The 16,258-nt window shown below is 63.2% G+C and carries 10 protein-coding genes and 1 rRNA gene; 10 read left to right on the top strand and 1 reads right to left on the bottom strand.

The genetic code is table 11. The features are described from left to right. Positions 1–244: 244 nt before the first annotated feature. From ACFE8X_RS16605 to ACFE8X_RS16565, 9 genes are all read left to right on the top strand, one after another. Positions 245–1,000 (top strand): alpha/beta hydrolase family protein, encoded by a 756-nt coding sequence (locus ACFE8X_RS16605; protein WP_375452610.1) that lies wholly within the window; start codon positions 245–247, stop codon positions 998–1,000. A gap of 196 nt (positions 1,001–1,196) precedes the next feature. After that, positions 1,197–2,462 carry an aspartate kinase gene (locus ACFE8X_RS16600; RefSeq protein WP_375452609.1) on the top strand — a complete coding sequence of 422 codons (1,266 nt, stop codon included), beginning with the start codon at positions 1,197–1,199 and terminating at the stop codon, positions 2,460–2,462. Between the two features lie 66 nt (positions 2,463–2,528). Next, positions 2,529–4,793 carry a phosphoenolpyruvate--protein phosphotransferase gene (gene ptsP / locus ACFE8X_RS16595; RefSeq protein ID WP_375452608.1) on the top strand — a complete coding sequence of 755 codons (2,265 nt, stop codon included), beginning with the start codon at positions 2,529–2,531 and terminating at the stop codon, positions 4,791–4,793. Between the two features lie 222 nt (positions 4,794–5,015). Next, complete coding sequence (prfA, locus tag ACFE8X_RS16590; protein WP_375452607.1) at positions 5,016–6,092, top strand: peptide chain release factor 1; 1,077 nt, start codon at positions 5,016–5,018, stop codon at positions 6,090–6,092. A gap of 8 nt (positions 6,093–6,100) precedes the next feature. Continuing rightward, on the top strand, positions 6,101–6,985 hold the full coding sequence (gene prmC, locus ACFE8X_RS16585) for a peptide chain release factor N(5)-glutamine methyltransferase (RefSeq protein ID WP_375452606.1): 885 nt from the start codon (positions 6,101–6,103) through the stop codon (positions 6,983–6,985). Between the two features lie 322 nt (positions 6,986–7,307). Beyond that, complete coding sequence (locus ACFE8X_RS16580; RefSeq protein WP_375452605.1) at positions 7,308–8,060, top strand: DUF4167 domain-containing protein; 753 nt, start codon at positions 7,308–7,310, stop codon at positions 8,058–8,060. A 325-nt stretch (positions 8,061–8,385) separates the two neighbouring features. Beyond that, positions 8,386–11,001, top strand: a complete 2,616-nt coding sequence (gene clpB, locus ACFE8X_RS16575) for an ATP-dependent chaperone ClpB (protein ID WP_375452604.1) — start codon at positions 8,386–8,388, stop codon at positions 10,999–11,001. Positions 11,002–11,103: 102 nt separating this feature from the next. Further along, on the top strand, positions 11,104–11,457 hold the full coding sequence (locus ACFE8X_RS16570; RefSeq protein WP_375452603.1) for a VOC family protein: 354 nt from the start codon (positions 11,104–11,106) through the stop codon (positions 11,455–11,457). Between the two features lie 87 nt (positions 11,458–11,544). Then, positions 11,545–13,089 carry an MFS transporter gene (locus ACFE8X_RS16565; RefSeq protein WP_375452602.1) on the top strand — a complete coding sequence of 515 codons (1,545 nt, stop codon included), beginning with the start codon at positions 11,545–11,547 and terminating at the stop codon, positions 13,087–13,089. Here the strand turns inward: ACFE8X_RS16565 and ACFE8X_RS16560 are convergent. Further along, the gene (locus ACFE8X_RS16560) at positions 13,086–15,056 is read right to left on the bottom strand and encodes a M23 family metallopeptidase (RefSeq protein WP_375452601.1); all 1,971 of its coding nucleotides are present in this window, start codon (positions 15,054–15,056) and stop codon (positions 13,086–13,088) included. The genes ACFE8X_RS16565 and ACFE8X_RS16560 overlap by 4 nt on opposite strands. An 895-nt stretch (positions 15,057–15,951) precedes the next feature. Between ACFE8X_RS16560 and ACFE8X_RS16555 the strand changes: the two genes are divergently transcribed. After that, positions 15,952–16,258: ribosomal RNA gene (locus ACFE8X_RS16555) — 16S ribosomal RNA — on the top strand; the annotation flags it as partial.

Raw genomic sequence — 16,258 nt, 5'->3', positions numbered from 1 at the left:
GCGACCCCATGCAACCAGCTCCCCGCCCGGCACTTCGTCGGTGCCGCGTGAACGGCGGGAATGGGGGTATGATAATCGGGGAGCAAGGTGCGGGGATAAGTTTTTGGGGTGGACCGAGATTGGGACAGCTTGTAGTCCCGTCGCATATGCAGTCAGGCTGCCAAAAAGCGTCCGTTTGCGACCCCATTTCGGTCGATTAGTCGAAGTGATATCTGCGACGTAAGCAGACATCGAGGCCGGCGGAATGAAACTCCAAAAGTCCTTCATACCTTCAAGTGAGCCTGGCGTTGCTCTGGAGATCGTCACCGCGAAGCCCAGCGGAGAAGGTCCGCATCCAACCATTGTGTTCCATCATGGCTCCACTGGGAATGGCCGGAACAAATCGCTCTACACCAGAACGGTGGCTCCTGCGGTCATGGCAAACTACTTTGTCGAATGCGGCTGGATGGCACTGTTCCCGCAACGAAGGGGTAGAGGGAAATCCGGCGGTGTATATGGGGAAAGGCTTGATGCAGACGGTTCCGGCTATTCCTGTGACGTTGAAATCGCGATTGCAGGCTTCGAGCGAGCAGTTGAGGACGTCGATGCCGTCGTCGACCATCTGCACGGCCGAACTGATGTGGACAAGGAAAGGCTTGTCATTGGGGGCGTTTCACGCGGGGGTATCTTGGCTATCGCGTATGCCGGGATGAGGCCAAATACGTTTCGCGGCTCCATCAACTTCAACGGCGGATGGCTCGGGAGGGGGTGTCCAAACCATGAAATCGTCAATCCGCTGCTTTTCGAACGGGGCGCGCCGGCGGGGGTGAAAACCCTTTGGCTGCATGGCAGTTACGATCAATATTATCGAATATCGCACTGCAGAGCTAACTTCGATCAATTCAGGTCCGCAGGTGGTGAAGGAAACTTCGTCGCGGCGCCCATGGGTCACGCATTGATGTTCAAGCCTGCTCTTTGGACGCAACACGTAGACCAATACCTTCAAAGCTTAATGGACTGAGCAAAACTACCAATTCTGCTTTGCGACGAGCCGAGCCCAGAAGCCGCCTGTCTCCTTTCCACCCCAATACCGACGTGCGCCTGTCACCCCGCCTCGTTCTCACAGCCCCATCCCCATTGATCCCCTGCGCCCTTTGTGGCATGTCCGCGCCAACAAGAAGCGTACCGCCGGGTTCGGTGGAGTGTCGGGGAAGCAGTTGGCCCGTATCGTCGTCAAGTTCGGTGGCACCTCCGTGGCCAGCGTCGAGCGCATCCGGCAGGCGGCGCGGCATGTCAAGCGCGAGGTCGATGCGGGCCACGAGGTCTGCGTGGTCGTCTCGGCCATGAGTGGCAAGACCAATGAGCTGGTGGGTTGGGTCAACGAGGCCAGCGCCTTGCACGACGCGCGCGAATATGACGCCGTGGTCGCCTCGGGCGAACAGGTGACCGCCGGGCTGATGGCGATCGTCCTCTCCGAAATCGGTATCCAGTCGCGCTCGTTCGCCGGCTGGCAGGTGCCCATCCATACCGACGATGCGCATGGCGCGGCGCGGATCGTGGAGATCGACGGCACCGAACTGGACCAGCGCATGAAGGATGGCTGGGTGCCGGTAATCACCGGGTTCCAGGGCGTGTCGCCGCACAACCGGATCACGACGCTGGGGCGCGGCGGCTCGGACACTTCGGCGGTGGCGGTGGCAGCGGCGGTCAAGGCGGATCGCTGCGACATCTATACCGATGTGGACGGCGTTTACACCACCGACCCGCGCATTGTGCCCAAGGCGCAGCGGCTGTCCAAGATTTCGTTCGAGGAAATGCTGGAGATGGCTTCGCTGGGCGCCAAGGTCTTGATGATCCGCTCGGTCGAGATGGCGATGGCGCACAAAGTGCGGCTCCTGGTGCGCTCCACGTTCGATGATCCGGACGCGCCGCAGCTGGCGCCGGACGGAACGCCCGGAGTGCCTGGAACGCTGGTGTGCGATGAGGATGAAATCATGGAAAAGCAGATCGTTTCAGGCGTAACGCTCGCCAAGGCGGAAGCCAAGATCACGCTGCGCGACGTCAAGGACAAGCCCGGCGTGGCGGCGGCGATCTTCGGTGCGCTGGCGGACGAAGGCATTATCGTGGACATGATCGTGCAGAACATCGCCGATGACGGGGCCACCACCGACATCACCTTTACCGTGCCCGACAGCGAATACGACAAGGCGGTCAAGACGCTGCAGAATGCCGGCGAGCGCATCGAATATGCCCGGATTTCGGGCTCCAAGGGCGGCGCCAAGATTTCGGTAGTGGGCGTGGGCATGCGCAGCCATGCGGGCGTCGCGTCCTCCATGTTCAAGGCCCTGGCCGACAAGGGGATCAATATCCAGCTGATCACCACTTCGGAAATCAAGACCTCGGTGCTGATCGACGAGCAATATGCCGAGCTTGCGGTTCGCGCGCTCCATACGTATTACGGTCTGGACAAAAAAGAGTCCTAGCGCGCCTGAAGCCTTTCAGCCGTGCCCGGGCGAGGGGGGCGGCTTGCGGGCCGCCAGGTTGGGAACATGGCCACCACGATAGTCGGCCCGCGCGTGCTGCTGCGGCAATTGCGCGAGACCATGGCAGAGCCGTTGGCGAGCCAGGAGCGTCTCGACAAGATCGTTTCGCTGATCGCCGAGAACATGCGGGCCGATGTCTGCTCGTTCTATGTGCTGCGCGACGACGGCGCGCTGGAGCTGTTCGCCACCAAGGGGCTCAAGGCCGAATCCGTGCATATGACGACGCTGCGGCTGGGCGAGGGGCTGGTCGGCATCATCGCGGCCGAAGCCGAGCCGCTGTCGCTGGACGATGCACCCAGCCATCCCGCCTTCGCGTACCGGCCCGAAACCGGGGAAGACCCGTATTACGCGTTTCTGGGCGTGCCGGTGCTGCGCGCCGGCCAGACGCTGGGCGTGCTGGTGGTGCAGAATGCCGAGCGGCGCCATTATGGCGAGGATGAAGTCGAGGCGATGCTGACTACGGCCACAATCCTGGCCGAGATGATCGCGACCTCGGATTTCGACAATCTGATCAAGCCGGGGTCCGATATCGACCTGAGGCGGCCGCGCATGTTCACCGGCGTCAGTTTTACCGATGGCATCGCGCTGGGCACCGTGGTGTTGCACGACCCGCGCGTAATCGTGACCAATTTCATCGCCGAGGATACCGACCAGGAAAAGACGCGGCTGGACAGCGCACTGGAGCGGATGCGGGTCTCGATCGACGCCATGCTCGAGCATGGCGATATGCAGCCGAGCTCGGACCATCGGGAAATCCTCGAGACCTACCGCATGTTCGCCAATGATCGCGGCTGGGTGCACCGATTGTCCGAGGCGATCGAAAACGGACTGTCGGCGGAAGCGGCAGTGGAGCGGGTGCAGAACGACACCCGCGCGCGCATGATGCGCCAGACCGACCCTTATATTCGCGACCGGCTGCATGATCTGGACGATCTGGCCAATCGCCTGTTGCGGGTGCTGACCGGGGACCATGAGGGCATCGGGCGCAACCTGCCCGACAATGCGATCCTGGTCGCACGCAATATCGGGCCGGCGGAACTGCTGGAATATGACCGCAGCAAGCTGCGGGGCATCGTGCTGGAGGAAGGCGGAGCCACCGCACATGTGGCGATCGTCGCGCGGTCGCTGGGCATGGTGGCGGTGGGGCGGGCGCAGTCGATCGTGTCGATGTGTGAAAGCGGGGATGACATCATCATCGATGGCCCGGCCGGCGTGGTGCATCTGCGCCCGACGCCCGAGATCGAACAGGCCTATATCGACAAGGTGCGCGTGGGCGCCAAAAGGCAGGCGCATTACGCCGCGCTCAAGGACTTGCCGTCGTTGACCAGGGACGGAATCGAGATCACGCTGCTGCACAATTCCGGGCTGGTGGCCGATCTGCCCATGCTCGAGGATACGGGTGCCGCAGGCGTAGGGCTGTTCCGCACCGAATTGCAGTTCATGATCGCGAGCAAGCTGCCGCGGCTGGGCGAGCAGGTGGCCCTTTACGCCGAGGCGATGGCGATCGCCAAGCACCGGCCGATCGTGTTTCGCCTGCTCGATATCGGCGGGGACAAGGTGCTGCCCTATTTGCGCAATGACAGCGAGGAAAACCCGGCCATGGGCTATCGCTCGATCCGGCTGGGGCTGGACCGGCCGGGGCTGTTGCGCACCCAGATCCGGGCGCTGTTGCTGGCGGCCAACGGGCAGCCGCTCAAGATTCTCGTGCCGATGGTGACCGAGACGTTCGAGTTCCGGCAAACGCGCCTGGTGGTCAACAAGGAAGTCGAACGGCTGCGGCGCGCCGGCAAGCCGGTGCCGTCCAAGCTCGAACTGGGGGTGATGGTGGAAGTGCCCTCGCTGCTGTTCGAGCTGGACCAGTTGCTGCCCGAAGCGGATTTCGTCTCGATAGGGTCGAACGACCTGGTGCAGTTCCTGACGGCGTCGGACCGGGCCAATCCGCGCGTAGCCAAGAACTACGATCCGATCGCCTTGCCCCGATTGCGGGCGATCCGGCATGTCGTGGATGCGGCGCGGCGTTACAACATCCCGATCACCATGTGCGGCGAGCTGGCCGGCAAGCCCGTCGATGCACTGGCGCTGATGGCGGTGGGGATGACGCGGCTGTCGATGGGGCCGGCTTCCATCGGGCCGATCAAGGAGTTGGTGCTGAACCTGGATTTGGTGCCGATCCGGCAATCGGTGGCGGCGGCGCTCAGCGATGGGGCGAGCGGGATTTCCATTCGCGCGCTGTTGCATGAATGGGTTCAGAAGCAAGGGCTGCCAGTTTAGTTCATTGCCGCCGCATGCACGATGCGGCCCCTCCCCCTCGTAGGGGGAGGTTGGGTGGGGGTTGGGCGCCCTCGCACCGTGGACAGCACCCCCACCTTGATCCTCCCCCTGCGAGGGGGAGGTGTCGACTGTTGCATTTGGCAACATGACAGGTGAAGCCACCGCCCTTGAGTTCCGCGCCCTTGCGCCTTAAACGCAGCGTAAAAACCGGAAAGAACACGCATGGCACAGCTTCCCCAGGACAAGCTCGACGCGCTCGAGACGCGCTTCCAATATGTGGAAGCGGCGCTGTCGGGTGGGGCGGGGCCGGAGGAGTTCGTCAGGTTCTCCAAGGAACATGCGGAGCTGGCCCCGATCGTGGGGGAAATCCGCGCCTATAATAAAGCGTTGAGCGATCGCGTGGAGGCCGAGGCGCTGCTCAGAAGCGGCGACAAGGACATGGCCGAGATGGCAGAGGCCGAGATCGAGGAGCTCGACGGCAAGATCGAGCGCCTTTATCAGGCCGTGCGCGTGCTCCTGCTGCCCAAGGATGAGGCGGACGAGAAGTCGATCATCCTCGAAATCCGCGGCGGCACCGGCGGCGACGAGGCGGCGCTCTTCGCGGGCGATCTGTTTCGCATGTACGAGCGCTATGCTGCGGGCCACGGCTGGAAGGTCACGATCATGGAGGAGAGCCCCGGGGAAATGGGGGGATTCAAGGAAATCATCGCCAATGTCTCGGGCAAGGGCGTCTATGCGCGCATGAAGTTCGAAAGCGGCGTGCACCGGGTGCAGAGGGTGCCGGCGACCGAGGGCTCGGGCCGTATCCATACCTCGGCGGCAACCGTGGCGGTCCTGCCCGAAGTGGAGGATATCGACATCGAGATCCGCAACGAGGATATCCGCATCGATACGATGCGGGCCTCGGGCGCGGGCGGGCAGCACGTCAATACCACCGATTCGGCGGTGCGCATCACCCATATGCCGTCGGGAATCGTGGTCACCTCGGCGATGAAATCGCAGCACCAGAACCGGGCGCAGGCGATGCTGGTGTTGCGGGCACGGCTTTATGAAATGCAGCGCGAGGAACGCGACAGCGCCCGCTCGGCCGAGCGCAAGGGGCAGGTGGGATCGGGCGATCGGTCGGAGCGGATCAGGACCTACAATTTCCCCCAGGGGCGGGTCACCGATCATCGCATCAACCTGACGCTCTACAAGCTCGACAAGGTCATCACGGGGGAAGCCTTGGACGAACTTATCGAGGCGCTGATCACCGAGCACCAAGCCGGGCAATTGGCCGACCTGGAGAATGCGAACTGAGCGGCCCGATGACCATCGGCGCGCTGTGGCGGCAGTGGCGCGATGTGCTGGGACGGCTTGGATTCGACAGCGCAGCGCTCGATGCGAAACGGCTGACGGCGTTTGCGCTGGGGCTGAGCGACCTCGAGATCGCGACGCGCGAGGGCGAAGCGGTGGACGACGCCAGTGCGCTGCGCGTGGCCGAATTGTTACAGCGGCGGCTGGCCGGAGAATCGGTGGCGCGGATCGTTGGTGAACGGGAATTTTACGGCCTGGCGTTCGCCTTGAACGCGGCGACGCTGGAGCCGCGGCCGGAGACCGAGATGCTGGTGGATCTGGCGATCGGGACGCTGCCCGCAGGTGGCCGGTTGCTGGATCTGGGGACGGGGACGGGGGCGATTGCGGTCAGCGTGCTGGTGAACCGGGCGGAGGTGACGGCAGTGGCGACGGATTTGAGCGCCGAGGCGCTGGCGGCGGCGCGGGGGAATGCGCAGCGGCATGGGGTGGGGGAACGGATCGAATTTTTACAAGGATCGTGGTTTGAGCCGCTGACCACCTCTCCCCAAGGGAGAGGTGGTGAAAGGTTTGACCTCGTCGTTTCCAATCCGCCCTATATTGCTTCGGTCGTGGTCGACACACTCGCCTCCGACGTGCGCGATTTCGACCCCCGCCTGGCACTGGATGGCGGGCCGGACGGGCTGGCGCCGTACCGGACTATCGCCAGGGGGGCGGCCATGTGGCTGAAGCCCAGAGGCCAAGTCATGGTCGAGATCGGTTTTGACCAAGGCGCAGCGGTATCGGCCTTGCTCACCCAGGCCGGATTTGGCGATGTCGCCATCCACCAGGACCTGGCGGGGCTTGATCGCGTGGCGATTGCGCACCATATCGTAACCAAGACGCGCACAGCCCGGTGAACTGGAGCATTTTATGCTTGGAATGGCGACGCGAACCAGATAGCTTCACACTTGCTGTCAACGGCGCATCATGAGCGCCACGGTGATAGTCACCCGTTCATCTCGAAAGCTGCAAGGCTCAGCGCGGTCCTGGAGTTCCGGCCCCACGCTTGATGATATCGGAACAAGTGGCATTGCCGCATGACAGCTCACGGTCTTCATGAAGCCAGATTTGCCAGGTGCGGGAGCGAAGCGCTCCGCCTGGCCATTGGCCGACCCTGGCATCAGCCGGTCCGCCAAATGTGTGACGCTTAACTTTTTTCGAGTTAGACAAAGCGACCAGATGAGACCCAACAGCCAGAATAACAGCAACAAGAACCGCTCGCGTGGCCGCAACGGGGGGCGCAAGCACGTCAATCCGTTGTCGCGCAGCTTCGAGAGCAACGGCCCCGACGTAAAGGTGCGCGGCAACGCCCCCCATATCGCGGAAAAATACATGCAATTGGCCCGCGACGCGCAATCGAGCGGCGATTCGGTGATGGCGGAGAATTATCTGCAGCACGCCGAGCATTATTTCCGCATCGTGTCGGCGGCGCAGCCCAATGCCAGCCGCGAAGAGGGCGAAGATTTCGACGACGACATGCCCGAGATCAATTCGCGCTTTTCCTCGCCGCAGCCGGCCAATAGCCAGCAGAACGATGGCGACGATGGCGAGCAGCCTTACCAGCAGCCACAGCAGCAGCCGCAAAACAATGGCCAGGAACGCCAGGATCGTGGCGATCGGCAGGAGCGTCAGCCCCGCCCGGATCGGCCATCGGCGGAGGAGCGCGCCAAGGCCCAGCAGTTGGCGCGCGAGCAGGCCGCGGCGGCGGCCGCCGAAGCCGCAGCCGCCCAGGCTGCAGCGCCGGTAGCGGAAGCCGTGCCGGCCGAAGCCCCCGATGGCGAAGCCGAGGGCGAGCCGCGCAAGGTGCGCGAGCGCCGCCCGCGCCGCCGCCGCCCTGCGGGTGGCGATGCCGGCGTGGATGCCGATGGCGAGCAGCCCGATGTGGGCGCGTTGCCCGCGTTCCTGACCGGTGGCACGACAGCTGCCGAGTAAGATCGTCCGAATTGAAGAGTGGAAGGCCGGGCAGCGATGTCCGGCTTTTTTGCGTGGGCCGCGCCCTCGTCGTTCGAGGTCGCTGCGCTGCCGCCTCCATGAGGTCTTCTGAATACCGCCTCAAGCGTAGCCCTCATGGTTGGCTGCGAGCCTTCGTGAGCCTTGAACCACGAGGGCGTGGCAGCGCCTCTTTTCCTTTGTGATCCTCTGCCTATATCTTGGTCGTGATGGAGCAGCGCCGAAAGCCGGGCGTTTCATCAAACGACGCTTCCGCCGTCTGGTTGTGCCTTTGGGGCAGCCGGGCGGGCGAGACCAGGAGAGTTGAATGAATATCGAAAAATATACCGAGCGGGCGCGCGGCTTTATCCAGAGCGCGCAGACTGCGGCCCTGGGCAAGGGGCACCAGCAGTTTACGCCCCTGCACCTGCTCAAGGTGCTGCTTGACGACGAGCAGGGCATGGCTAATGGCCTGATCGAACGCGGCGGCGGCAATGCCAAGGCGGCGCGGGCCGGCGTCGAGGCGGCCCTGGCGAAATTGCCCAGCGTGAGCGGTGACGGCTCGCAGCTTTATCTCAGCCGCGAACTGGCACGCGTCTTCGACACTGCCGAAAGCGCAGCGCAAAAGGCCGGCGATTCGTTCGTCGCCGTGGAGCGGCTGCTGCTGGCGCTGGCGATCGAGGCCGATACCGATGCCGGCAAGATCCTGAGTTCGGCTGGCGTGACCCCGGCGACGCTGAACAGCGCGATCGAGGATATCCGCAAGGGCCGCACGGCCGACTCGGCGTCGGCTGAAAACAGCTATGACGCACTCAAGAAATATGCGCGCGACCTGACCGCCGACGTGCGCGAAGGCAAGCTCGACCCGGTGATCGGGCGGGACGAAGAAATTCGGCGCACCATCCAGGTGCTCAGCCGCCGCACCAAGAACAATCCCGTGCTGATCGGGGAGCCGGGCGTGGGCAAGACGGCAATCGCGGAGGGCCTCGCCATCCGCATCGTCAATGGCGACGTGCCCGAATCGCTCAAGAACAAGTCGCTGCTATCGCTCGACATGGGCGCCTTGATCGCCGGCGCGAAATATCGCGGCGAATTCGAGGAGCGACTCAAGGGCGTGCTCAATGAAGTGACCGCATCGGACGGGCAGGTCATCCTGTTCATCGATGAGATGCACACGCTGGTGGGCGCCGGGAAATCCGAAGGGGCGATGGATGCATCCAACCTGCTCAAGCCCGCCTTGGCGCGGGGCGAACTGCACTGCGTTGGTGCCACCACGCTGGACGAATATCGCAAGCACGTCGAAAAGGACGCAGCGCTGGCGCGCCGGTTCCAGCCGGTGTTCGTTGCCGAACCCAGCGTCGAGGACACGATCTCGATCCTGCGCGGCCTCAAGGAAAAGTACGAGCTGCATCACGGCATCCGCATTTCGGATTCGGCGCTGGTGAGCGCGGCGACGTTGAGCAATCGCTATATCACCGACCGGTTCTTGCCCGACAAAGCCATCGACTTGATGGACGAGGCCGGCGCGCGGTTGCGCATGGCGGTCGACAGCAAGCCCGAAGCGCTGGACGAGCTCGACCGGCGCATCATGCAGCTCAAGATCGAACGCGAAGCGCTGAAGCGGGAAACCGACGACGCCTCCAAGACGCGGCTGGATCGGCTGGAGGGCGAACTGGGTGGCCTCGAAGAGCAGGCGCAGGGCCTGTCGGCCAAGTGGCTGGCGGAAAAGGACCGGCTGCAGGGATCGCAAAAGCTCAAGGAAGGGCTGGATGCGGCGCGCAGCCAGCTTGAAATCGCGCAGCGGACGGGCGACCTGGCAAAAGCCGGGGAGCTGGCCTATGGCGTCATTCCGGGGCTGGAAAAGCAGATCAAGGCGGCCGAGGACGCCAATGGCGATGGCGTCAGCGATCCGCTGATGGCCGAGGAGGTGGTGACGCCCAGCCATATCGCGCAAGTGGTGTCGCGCTGGACCGGCATTCCGGTGGACCGGATGCTGGAAGGCGAGCGCGAAAAGCTGCTGCATATGGAAGGCTCGCTGGGCGCCCGCGTGATCGGGCAGGCCGAGGCCGTCGCTGCGGTGGCGAAAGCCGTGCGCCGGGCCCGCGCGGGCTTGCAGGACCCCAACCGGCCGATCGGCTCGTTCATGTTCCTCGGGCCGACCGGGGTGGGCAAGACCGAGCTGACCAAGTCGCTGGCACAGTTCCTGTTCGACGACGAGACGGCGATGGTGCGGCTGGACATGAGCGAGTTCATGGAAAAGCACTCGGTGGCGCGCTTGATCGGGGCGCCTCCGGGCTATGTCGGGTATGATGAGGGCGGGGTCTTGACCGAAGCGGTGCGGCGCCGGCCCTACCAGGTGATCCTGTTCGACGAGATAGAAAAGGCGCATCCGGACGTGTTCAACATCCTGCTGCAGGTGCTCGATGACGGGCGGCTGACGGACGGGCAGGGGCGGACGGTGGATTTCCGCAATAGCGTGATCATCCTGACGTCCAATCTGGGCGCCGAATACCTGGTCGAGCTCAAGGACGGCGATTCGGTCGAACTGGTACGCGGCAAGGTGCTGGACATGGTCAAGGCTGCGTTCCGGCCCGAATTTCTCAACCGGCTCGACGAAATCCTGCTGTTCCACCGGCTGGGCCGCGAACATATGGGCGCCATCGTCGATATCCAGTTCAAGCGGCTCGACGCTTTGCTCAAAGATCGCGGCATCACCTTGCGGCTGACGGCTCGGGCGCGCGACTGGCTGGCCAATGAGGGCTATGATCCGGCCTATGGGGCGCGCCCGCTCAAGCGCGTCATTCAGCGCGATGTTCAGGACGGGCTGGCCGACGCCATTCTGAGCGGGCGAATCGCCGATGGCGATGCCGTGCTGATCGATGTGGGCGAGGATGGGCTGGTGTTGTTGCCCGACCTGCCGGCGATGGTGGATGCCGCTGCGTAGGCGGATGATCCTAGAAGGCCGGTTGAAAGACCGGCCTTTTTTGTTGCCTTTGACGGTTGGTCGATATTAGAACGAATAGAGAACCTTGGGGGATCAACGACGATGAACGACAAGATCGACTATGTGGAATTTCCGTCGAGCAACCGGGCGGAAACGTCGGCATTTTTCAACGCGGCGTTCGGCTGGGGCATTGTCAGCTATGGCCCGGACTATGACGCGCTGAGCGATGCCGGGATCGATGGGGGTATCGATCAGTCGGCTGGCAAGGTCATGGCGACGATGGCGATTCTGCGCACGGACGACCTGGATGGCGCCGAACAGCGCGTGATCGCCGCAGGTGGCGTGATCACGCGGGCGCAGTTCGATTTTCCCGGCGGGCGACGGTTTCATTTTCGCGAGCCGGGCGGGAACGAATTGGCGGTGTTCGTCGCGCGGGACGATGCCGTGTCCGCATGATGGGCAGGGCGCTCCCGTGTATCAGGTTTGCGCGGCACGGTCATGCCAGACACCGAATAGGGCTGGCGGCGGCGCTGGGGCGGGTTGATGATCGAGCAACGATTCGGGGACAGTGACGTGGGCGATGTCGTAACACCTGCACCGGGCGCCCCGGCTTTGGCGAGCACGCCGGCCGAACGACGGCCGGTGCTTGTCGCCGCGATCTTGGCATCGAGCATGGGGTTTATCGATGGCTCGGTGATTTCCATTGCCATTCCCGCGATCCGGGCCGATCTGGGCGCGACGCTGGCCGATGCGCAGTGGATTTCCAACGGCTATCTGCTGTTCCTGTCCTCGTTGATCCTGCTCGGTGGCGCGGCGGGGGATCGGTTCGGACTGCGCAACATGTTCGGGCTGGGGATCGCGGTGTTTGTCGTGGCCTCAATGGTGGTGGCGTTGGCGCCAACTCCCCTGGTGCTGGTGATCGCGCGCGCCGTGCAGGGGGCAGGCGCGGCGTTCATGGTGCCGGGCAGTCTGGCCATCATCGCCAAGGCCTATCCGCGCGAGGTGCGCGGCAGGGCGATCGGCATCTGGGCGGCCGCCTCGTCGCTGACTTCGATCGGCGGACCGATCATCGGCGGCTTCGTTTTGACCTGGTTCGGCCAAGCGAGCTGGCGGCTGATCTTTGCGATCAACCTGCCACTGGGCGCAGCGGCACTGGCATTGCTGTGGTTCAAGGTGCGGGCGGACGTGCCCGAAGCGGGACGACGGCTCGATCTGGTCGGCGCGGTGCTGGCGAGTCTGGCACTGATGCTGATCGCCTATGGGTTGACCGGAGATGGCAGCGAAAGCACGCCGCCATTGAGCCATATGGGCCTTTACGCGGGCAGCGGGATCATCGTTGCCGTGCTGTTCCTGGTCTGGGAAGCGCGGGCGCAAGCGCCGATGCTGCCGCTGCGGTTGTTTGCGATCCGGGCTTTTTCAGGCGCCAATGCGCTGACCTTTGCGCTCTATTTCGCGCTGGGCGGCGCGATGTTCTTTTTGCCGATGACGCTGATCGCCGGCTGGGGCGTCTCGCCGGCGGAAGTCGCGTTGGCGCTGCTGCCGCTGGGAATCCTGTTGACCATCCTGTCTTCGTTCAGCGGCGTGATGGCGGACCGGTTCGGGCCGGCGCCCCTGATCGCGGTGGGGTCGGTGCTGGTCGCCCTGGCTTTTGGGTTGCTGGGATGGACGACGCCGCTGCACAATGTCCGGCTGGCGGTGTTGCCGTGCGTGGCGCTGCTCGGGCTGGGCATGGGCATGGTGGTGTCCCCACTCTCCACTGCCGTGATGACCGCGGTGGATGACAGCGATACGGGCGTCGCATCGGGCGTCAACAATGCGGTGGCGCGGGTGGCCGGGCTGATGGCCGTGGCCCTGCTGGGGTTGGTGGTCGCATCGGTGTTCGAGCAATCGCTGGGGAGCGCAGCCGAACTGCCGATCTTTTTCGGCATGGCGGCGCCGGGGCTGAGCGCCGGCGACGAGGCCCTGCGTCTGGCGGCGACAGATGCGGCCTTCGCCAGCGTTGCCTATATCACGGCGGTGTTGAGCCTGATCTCGGCGGCGATCGCCTGGTGGACGCTGGAGCGCCAGCCGGTCCGAACCGCGGTCTAGTTGACTGCGGCGACGTTCACCGGAGCCGGGTCGCGGGCCATCAGTTCGTTGATCTGGGCGATGGTCTGCTGGAACTGGGCCACGTATTGCGGCGGCATGGTATTTTCGCGCGGCAGCTTGACGCTGAGCGGATCGACCAGATTGCCGTTGATCAGCATCTCGAAATGCAGGTGCGGGCCGGTGGCGTAGCCGGTGGAGCCGACATAGCCGATCAATTGTCCCTGGCGCACACGGGTGCCGACATCGATGCCAGGCTCGTAGCGGCTCATATGAGCATAGGCGGTTTCGAAGCCGTTGACGTGCTTGATCTCGATCTTGTTGCCATAGCCCGACTGCCAGCCGTGAAACTCGACGACGCCGTCGCCGGCAGCATAGATCGGCGTGCCGGACCGGGCGGCCAGGTCGACGCCGGTATGCAGCTTGCGGGTGTGGAAAATGGGGTGGATGCGATAGCCGAAGCGCGAGCGCAGCGTCCCCCCGCCCTGGAGCGGACGGCGATTGAGGAAGCGCTTGCCGGTTTCGCCCTCGGGATCGAAATAGTCGACGGTGCCGTCAGGGTTGGCGAAGCGATAAAGCTGGCGGCTGGTCGAGCCAAGGGTCAGCCCGACATAGAGCAGTTCCTGCTTGCCCTGCGCATCGGCGGGCGTTTCGAGAATTTCGATGCTGTCGCCGGCGGCGATCCTTTTGTTCATGTCCACGTCATAGGCGAACATGCCGATAATGCGCCTGATGGTGGCATCGGCCAGATCATGCTTGCGACCGGTTTCCCAGAGCGAGCGGTAGATGGTGGGCAGGTTGGCGACGTTGATTTCCTCGGTGTCCTCTTCGGGAAACTGGATCACCGGGGGTTCCAGGCCCAGCACATATTGCCCATTGTCGGTCAGCGCCACGGTGGCCTGGTGCCGGTCGCTATTGCTGGCATTGTCGTGCACGTAGACGCTGAGCCGATAGGGAACCAGGCTTTGCGAGGTGCGCGAGGGGCCAAACAGAATACGCAACCGCGTGCCGGCGGCCAGGTCCTTGGAGGGCAGCACGTTTTGCAGGTTGCCCTCGATCGCCGTGATCATTGGGGCGGTAAAGCCGTTCTTGGTCAGGATTTCGGTGATCGGGGTGGGTTGGCGAATGGTCAGGATGCGCTCGGATCGCCCAAGCCCGGCCTCGGTCGCATTCATGCTTTGGGGCACGACGGTGACGTTTTCGGCAACGCCGCCGATCGTCGTGCCATTGGTGGCGATGCCTAGATCGCGAATGGTGGGGCCCAGCGCCGCATAGGCCAGAGTGGGCGAGTCAAAGCCCGAATCCGAATAGGCGCTTTCGACCGTCTCGCGCACGAACAGCGCGGCGGACTGGTCCGAGATGACGCGGGCGGGCACGAAGGTCATCGGCATGGCGGCAAGGCGGACGGCCACTTCGCCTTCCACTTCGGCGCCATAGATATCGGTATTGACCTCGAGCGCGTCGGCGCCGGTTTCGGGCGCGGTGGCGCTCAGGATCGCTACCGGATCATAGGGCGGAGCATCCTCCGACAGCGAGGTGGCGGCGGTTGCCAACGTTGCCCGGATGCGCACGAAGGGCTGGTTGCGGATCATGTCGCGGCCATCGACATTCTCGCGAATGGAAGCCTCGATCACTTCGAGATCGGAGCGGGTGGCGGCCACGGGGCGGACGCGCGAGGACTTGGCATCGAAATCGGTCGGTGCCTGGAGCCCCGCCTTGGGCCGCGCCAGCTGCAACGCTTCATAGGCCGTCGAGAAGGTATCCTGGCCCTGGAACGAAACATAGAGCGCGGCGAACATCAACAGAACCGAGGTCAGGCCGGTCATCACCGTGCCGGCGAGCCAGGCAAAGCTCAGCTCGCGGCCATGGGGAATATCGCCGTCCGTCGACTGCACCGTCAGGGCCGGACTGTCCTCATAGCCGGTAGCCTTGAGGCGCGCTGCATGGCGATTTCGTTGCGCTGCGTTCAACGCCCAATCCTTCGAACTGTCACGATCGTTCCCCGGCGGCGGGCCTGGTGCCGGTCTGGTTGGAAATAGCCAGCGCGCATGCCCGCAGGAGTCTTATACGCCCCGTGCGGTGATCTGCAAGAAATGCGGCGATATTAGGCCACAACGCGTGGCAGGGCCTGGGCAGGATAGCGTATGGCAAAACGCCGAAGTCGAAGCCTTGAAGACGATGAAAGCAGGTCCATATGAGCCAAAACGGCGCTGTAACCACCGCAATCACTGGCGGTCCGGTCGAGTTTTCCACAAGCCCAGATTGCCGAATGTCCAAAAATGACGGTTTTGTCGTTTTGGGGGGTTTACAGGCAAAAGGGCTGCCCCTATAACCCGGCTCATCGCTGCAGACCGCGGCGCCGGCAACGGCCCGAACGAGCAGCAAGCCACTGAAAACTCTAAGAAATTAGTAAGTTCAGTGTTTCGAAATTCGGTAAGAAACGAAAATCGAAATTAGGGTGTTGACAGGCCAAACGGTCTCGACTACAACCCGCCACGTTGACGACGTCGAGCGAACTTCGCTCCCACTGTTCAGCGTTTTCTGAAAGGGCGGACGATCTGCCGGGCAACCGGAAGACAAGTTTTGTTTCCTGAAAGAATGCGGAGGCCAACGCTTCCAATGACGTCCTAGCCCGCGAGGGCAGCGAGGTCAGCTCTTTGAAATTGTGAAGATGGAAGAAAGAGAAACGTGGACGGCGAGGTTCTTGCGGTCAGGTTCTTGGGCAACTGAGGATTTGGCAAAAGACTTCGATGGGTGCACGTTTTCTAAGAGAAAACATATTGTTTGCGCTGCTTGCAGCGGCGTAGACGGTGTGAGTTCTCGTCAATCATGCAAACGTGCATTACAGCGACCAAGTCGGAAATCAAACTTGAGAGTTTGATCCTGGCTCAGAACGAACGCTGGCGGCAGGCTTAACACATGCAAGTCGAACGCCCCGCAAGGGGAGTGGCAGACGGGTGAGTAACGCGTGGGAATCTACCTAGTTCTACGGAACAACAGAGGGAAACTTCTGCTAATACCGTATACGCCCTAAGGGGGAAAGATTTATCGGAATTAGATGAGCCCGCGTAAGATTAGCTAGTTGGTGGGGTAATGGCCTACCAAGGCGACGATCTTTAGCTGGTCTGAGAGGATGATCAGCCACACTGGGACTGAGACACGGCCCAGACTC

Origin of the sequence: uncultured Devosia sp., from assembly GCF_964244875.1 — a bacterium.
Classification (GTDB): Bacteria; Pseudomonadota; Alphaproteobacteria; order Rhizobiales; family Devosiaceae; genus Devosia.
This window is presented reverse-complemented; position numbering and strand designations above follow the sequence as displayed.

Bases quoted from the DNA above. Each gene is read 5' to 3' on its own strand.
- ACFE8X_RS16570 (WP_375452603.1), top strand. From the start codon at position 11,104: ATGAACGACAAGATCGACTATGTGGAATTTCCGTCGAGCAACCGGGCG.
- prfA (WP_375452607.1), top strand. From the start codon at position 5,016: ATGGCACAGCTTCCCCAGGACAAGCTCGACGCGCTCGAGACGCGCTTC.
- ACFE8X_RS16605 (WP_375452610.1), top strand. From the start codon at position 245: ATGAAACTCCAAAAGTCCTTCATACCTTCAAGTGAGCCTGGCGTTGCT.
- clpB (WP_375452604.1), top strand. From the start codon at position 8,386: ATGAATATCGAAAAATATACCGAGCGGGCGCGCGGCTTTATCCAGAGC.
- ACFE8X_RS16565 (WP_375452602.1), top strand. From the start codon at position 11,545: ATGATCGAGCAACGATTCGGGGACAGTGACGTGGGCGATGTCGTAACA.
- ptsP (WP_375452608.1), top strand. From the start codon at position 2,529: ATGGCCACCACGATAGTCGGCCCGCGCGTGCTGCTGCGGCAATTGCGC.
- ACFE8X_RS16580 (WP_375452605.1), top strand. From the start codon at position 7,308: ATGAGACCCAACAGCCAGAATAACAGCAACAAGAACCGCTCGCGTGGC.
- prmC (WP_375452606.1), top strand. From the start codon at position 6,101: ATGACCATCGGCGCGCTGTGGCGGCAGTGGCGCGATGTGCTGGGACGG.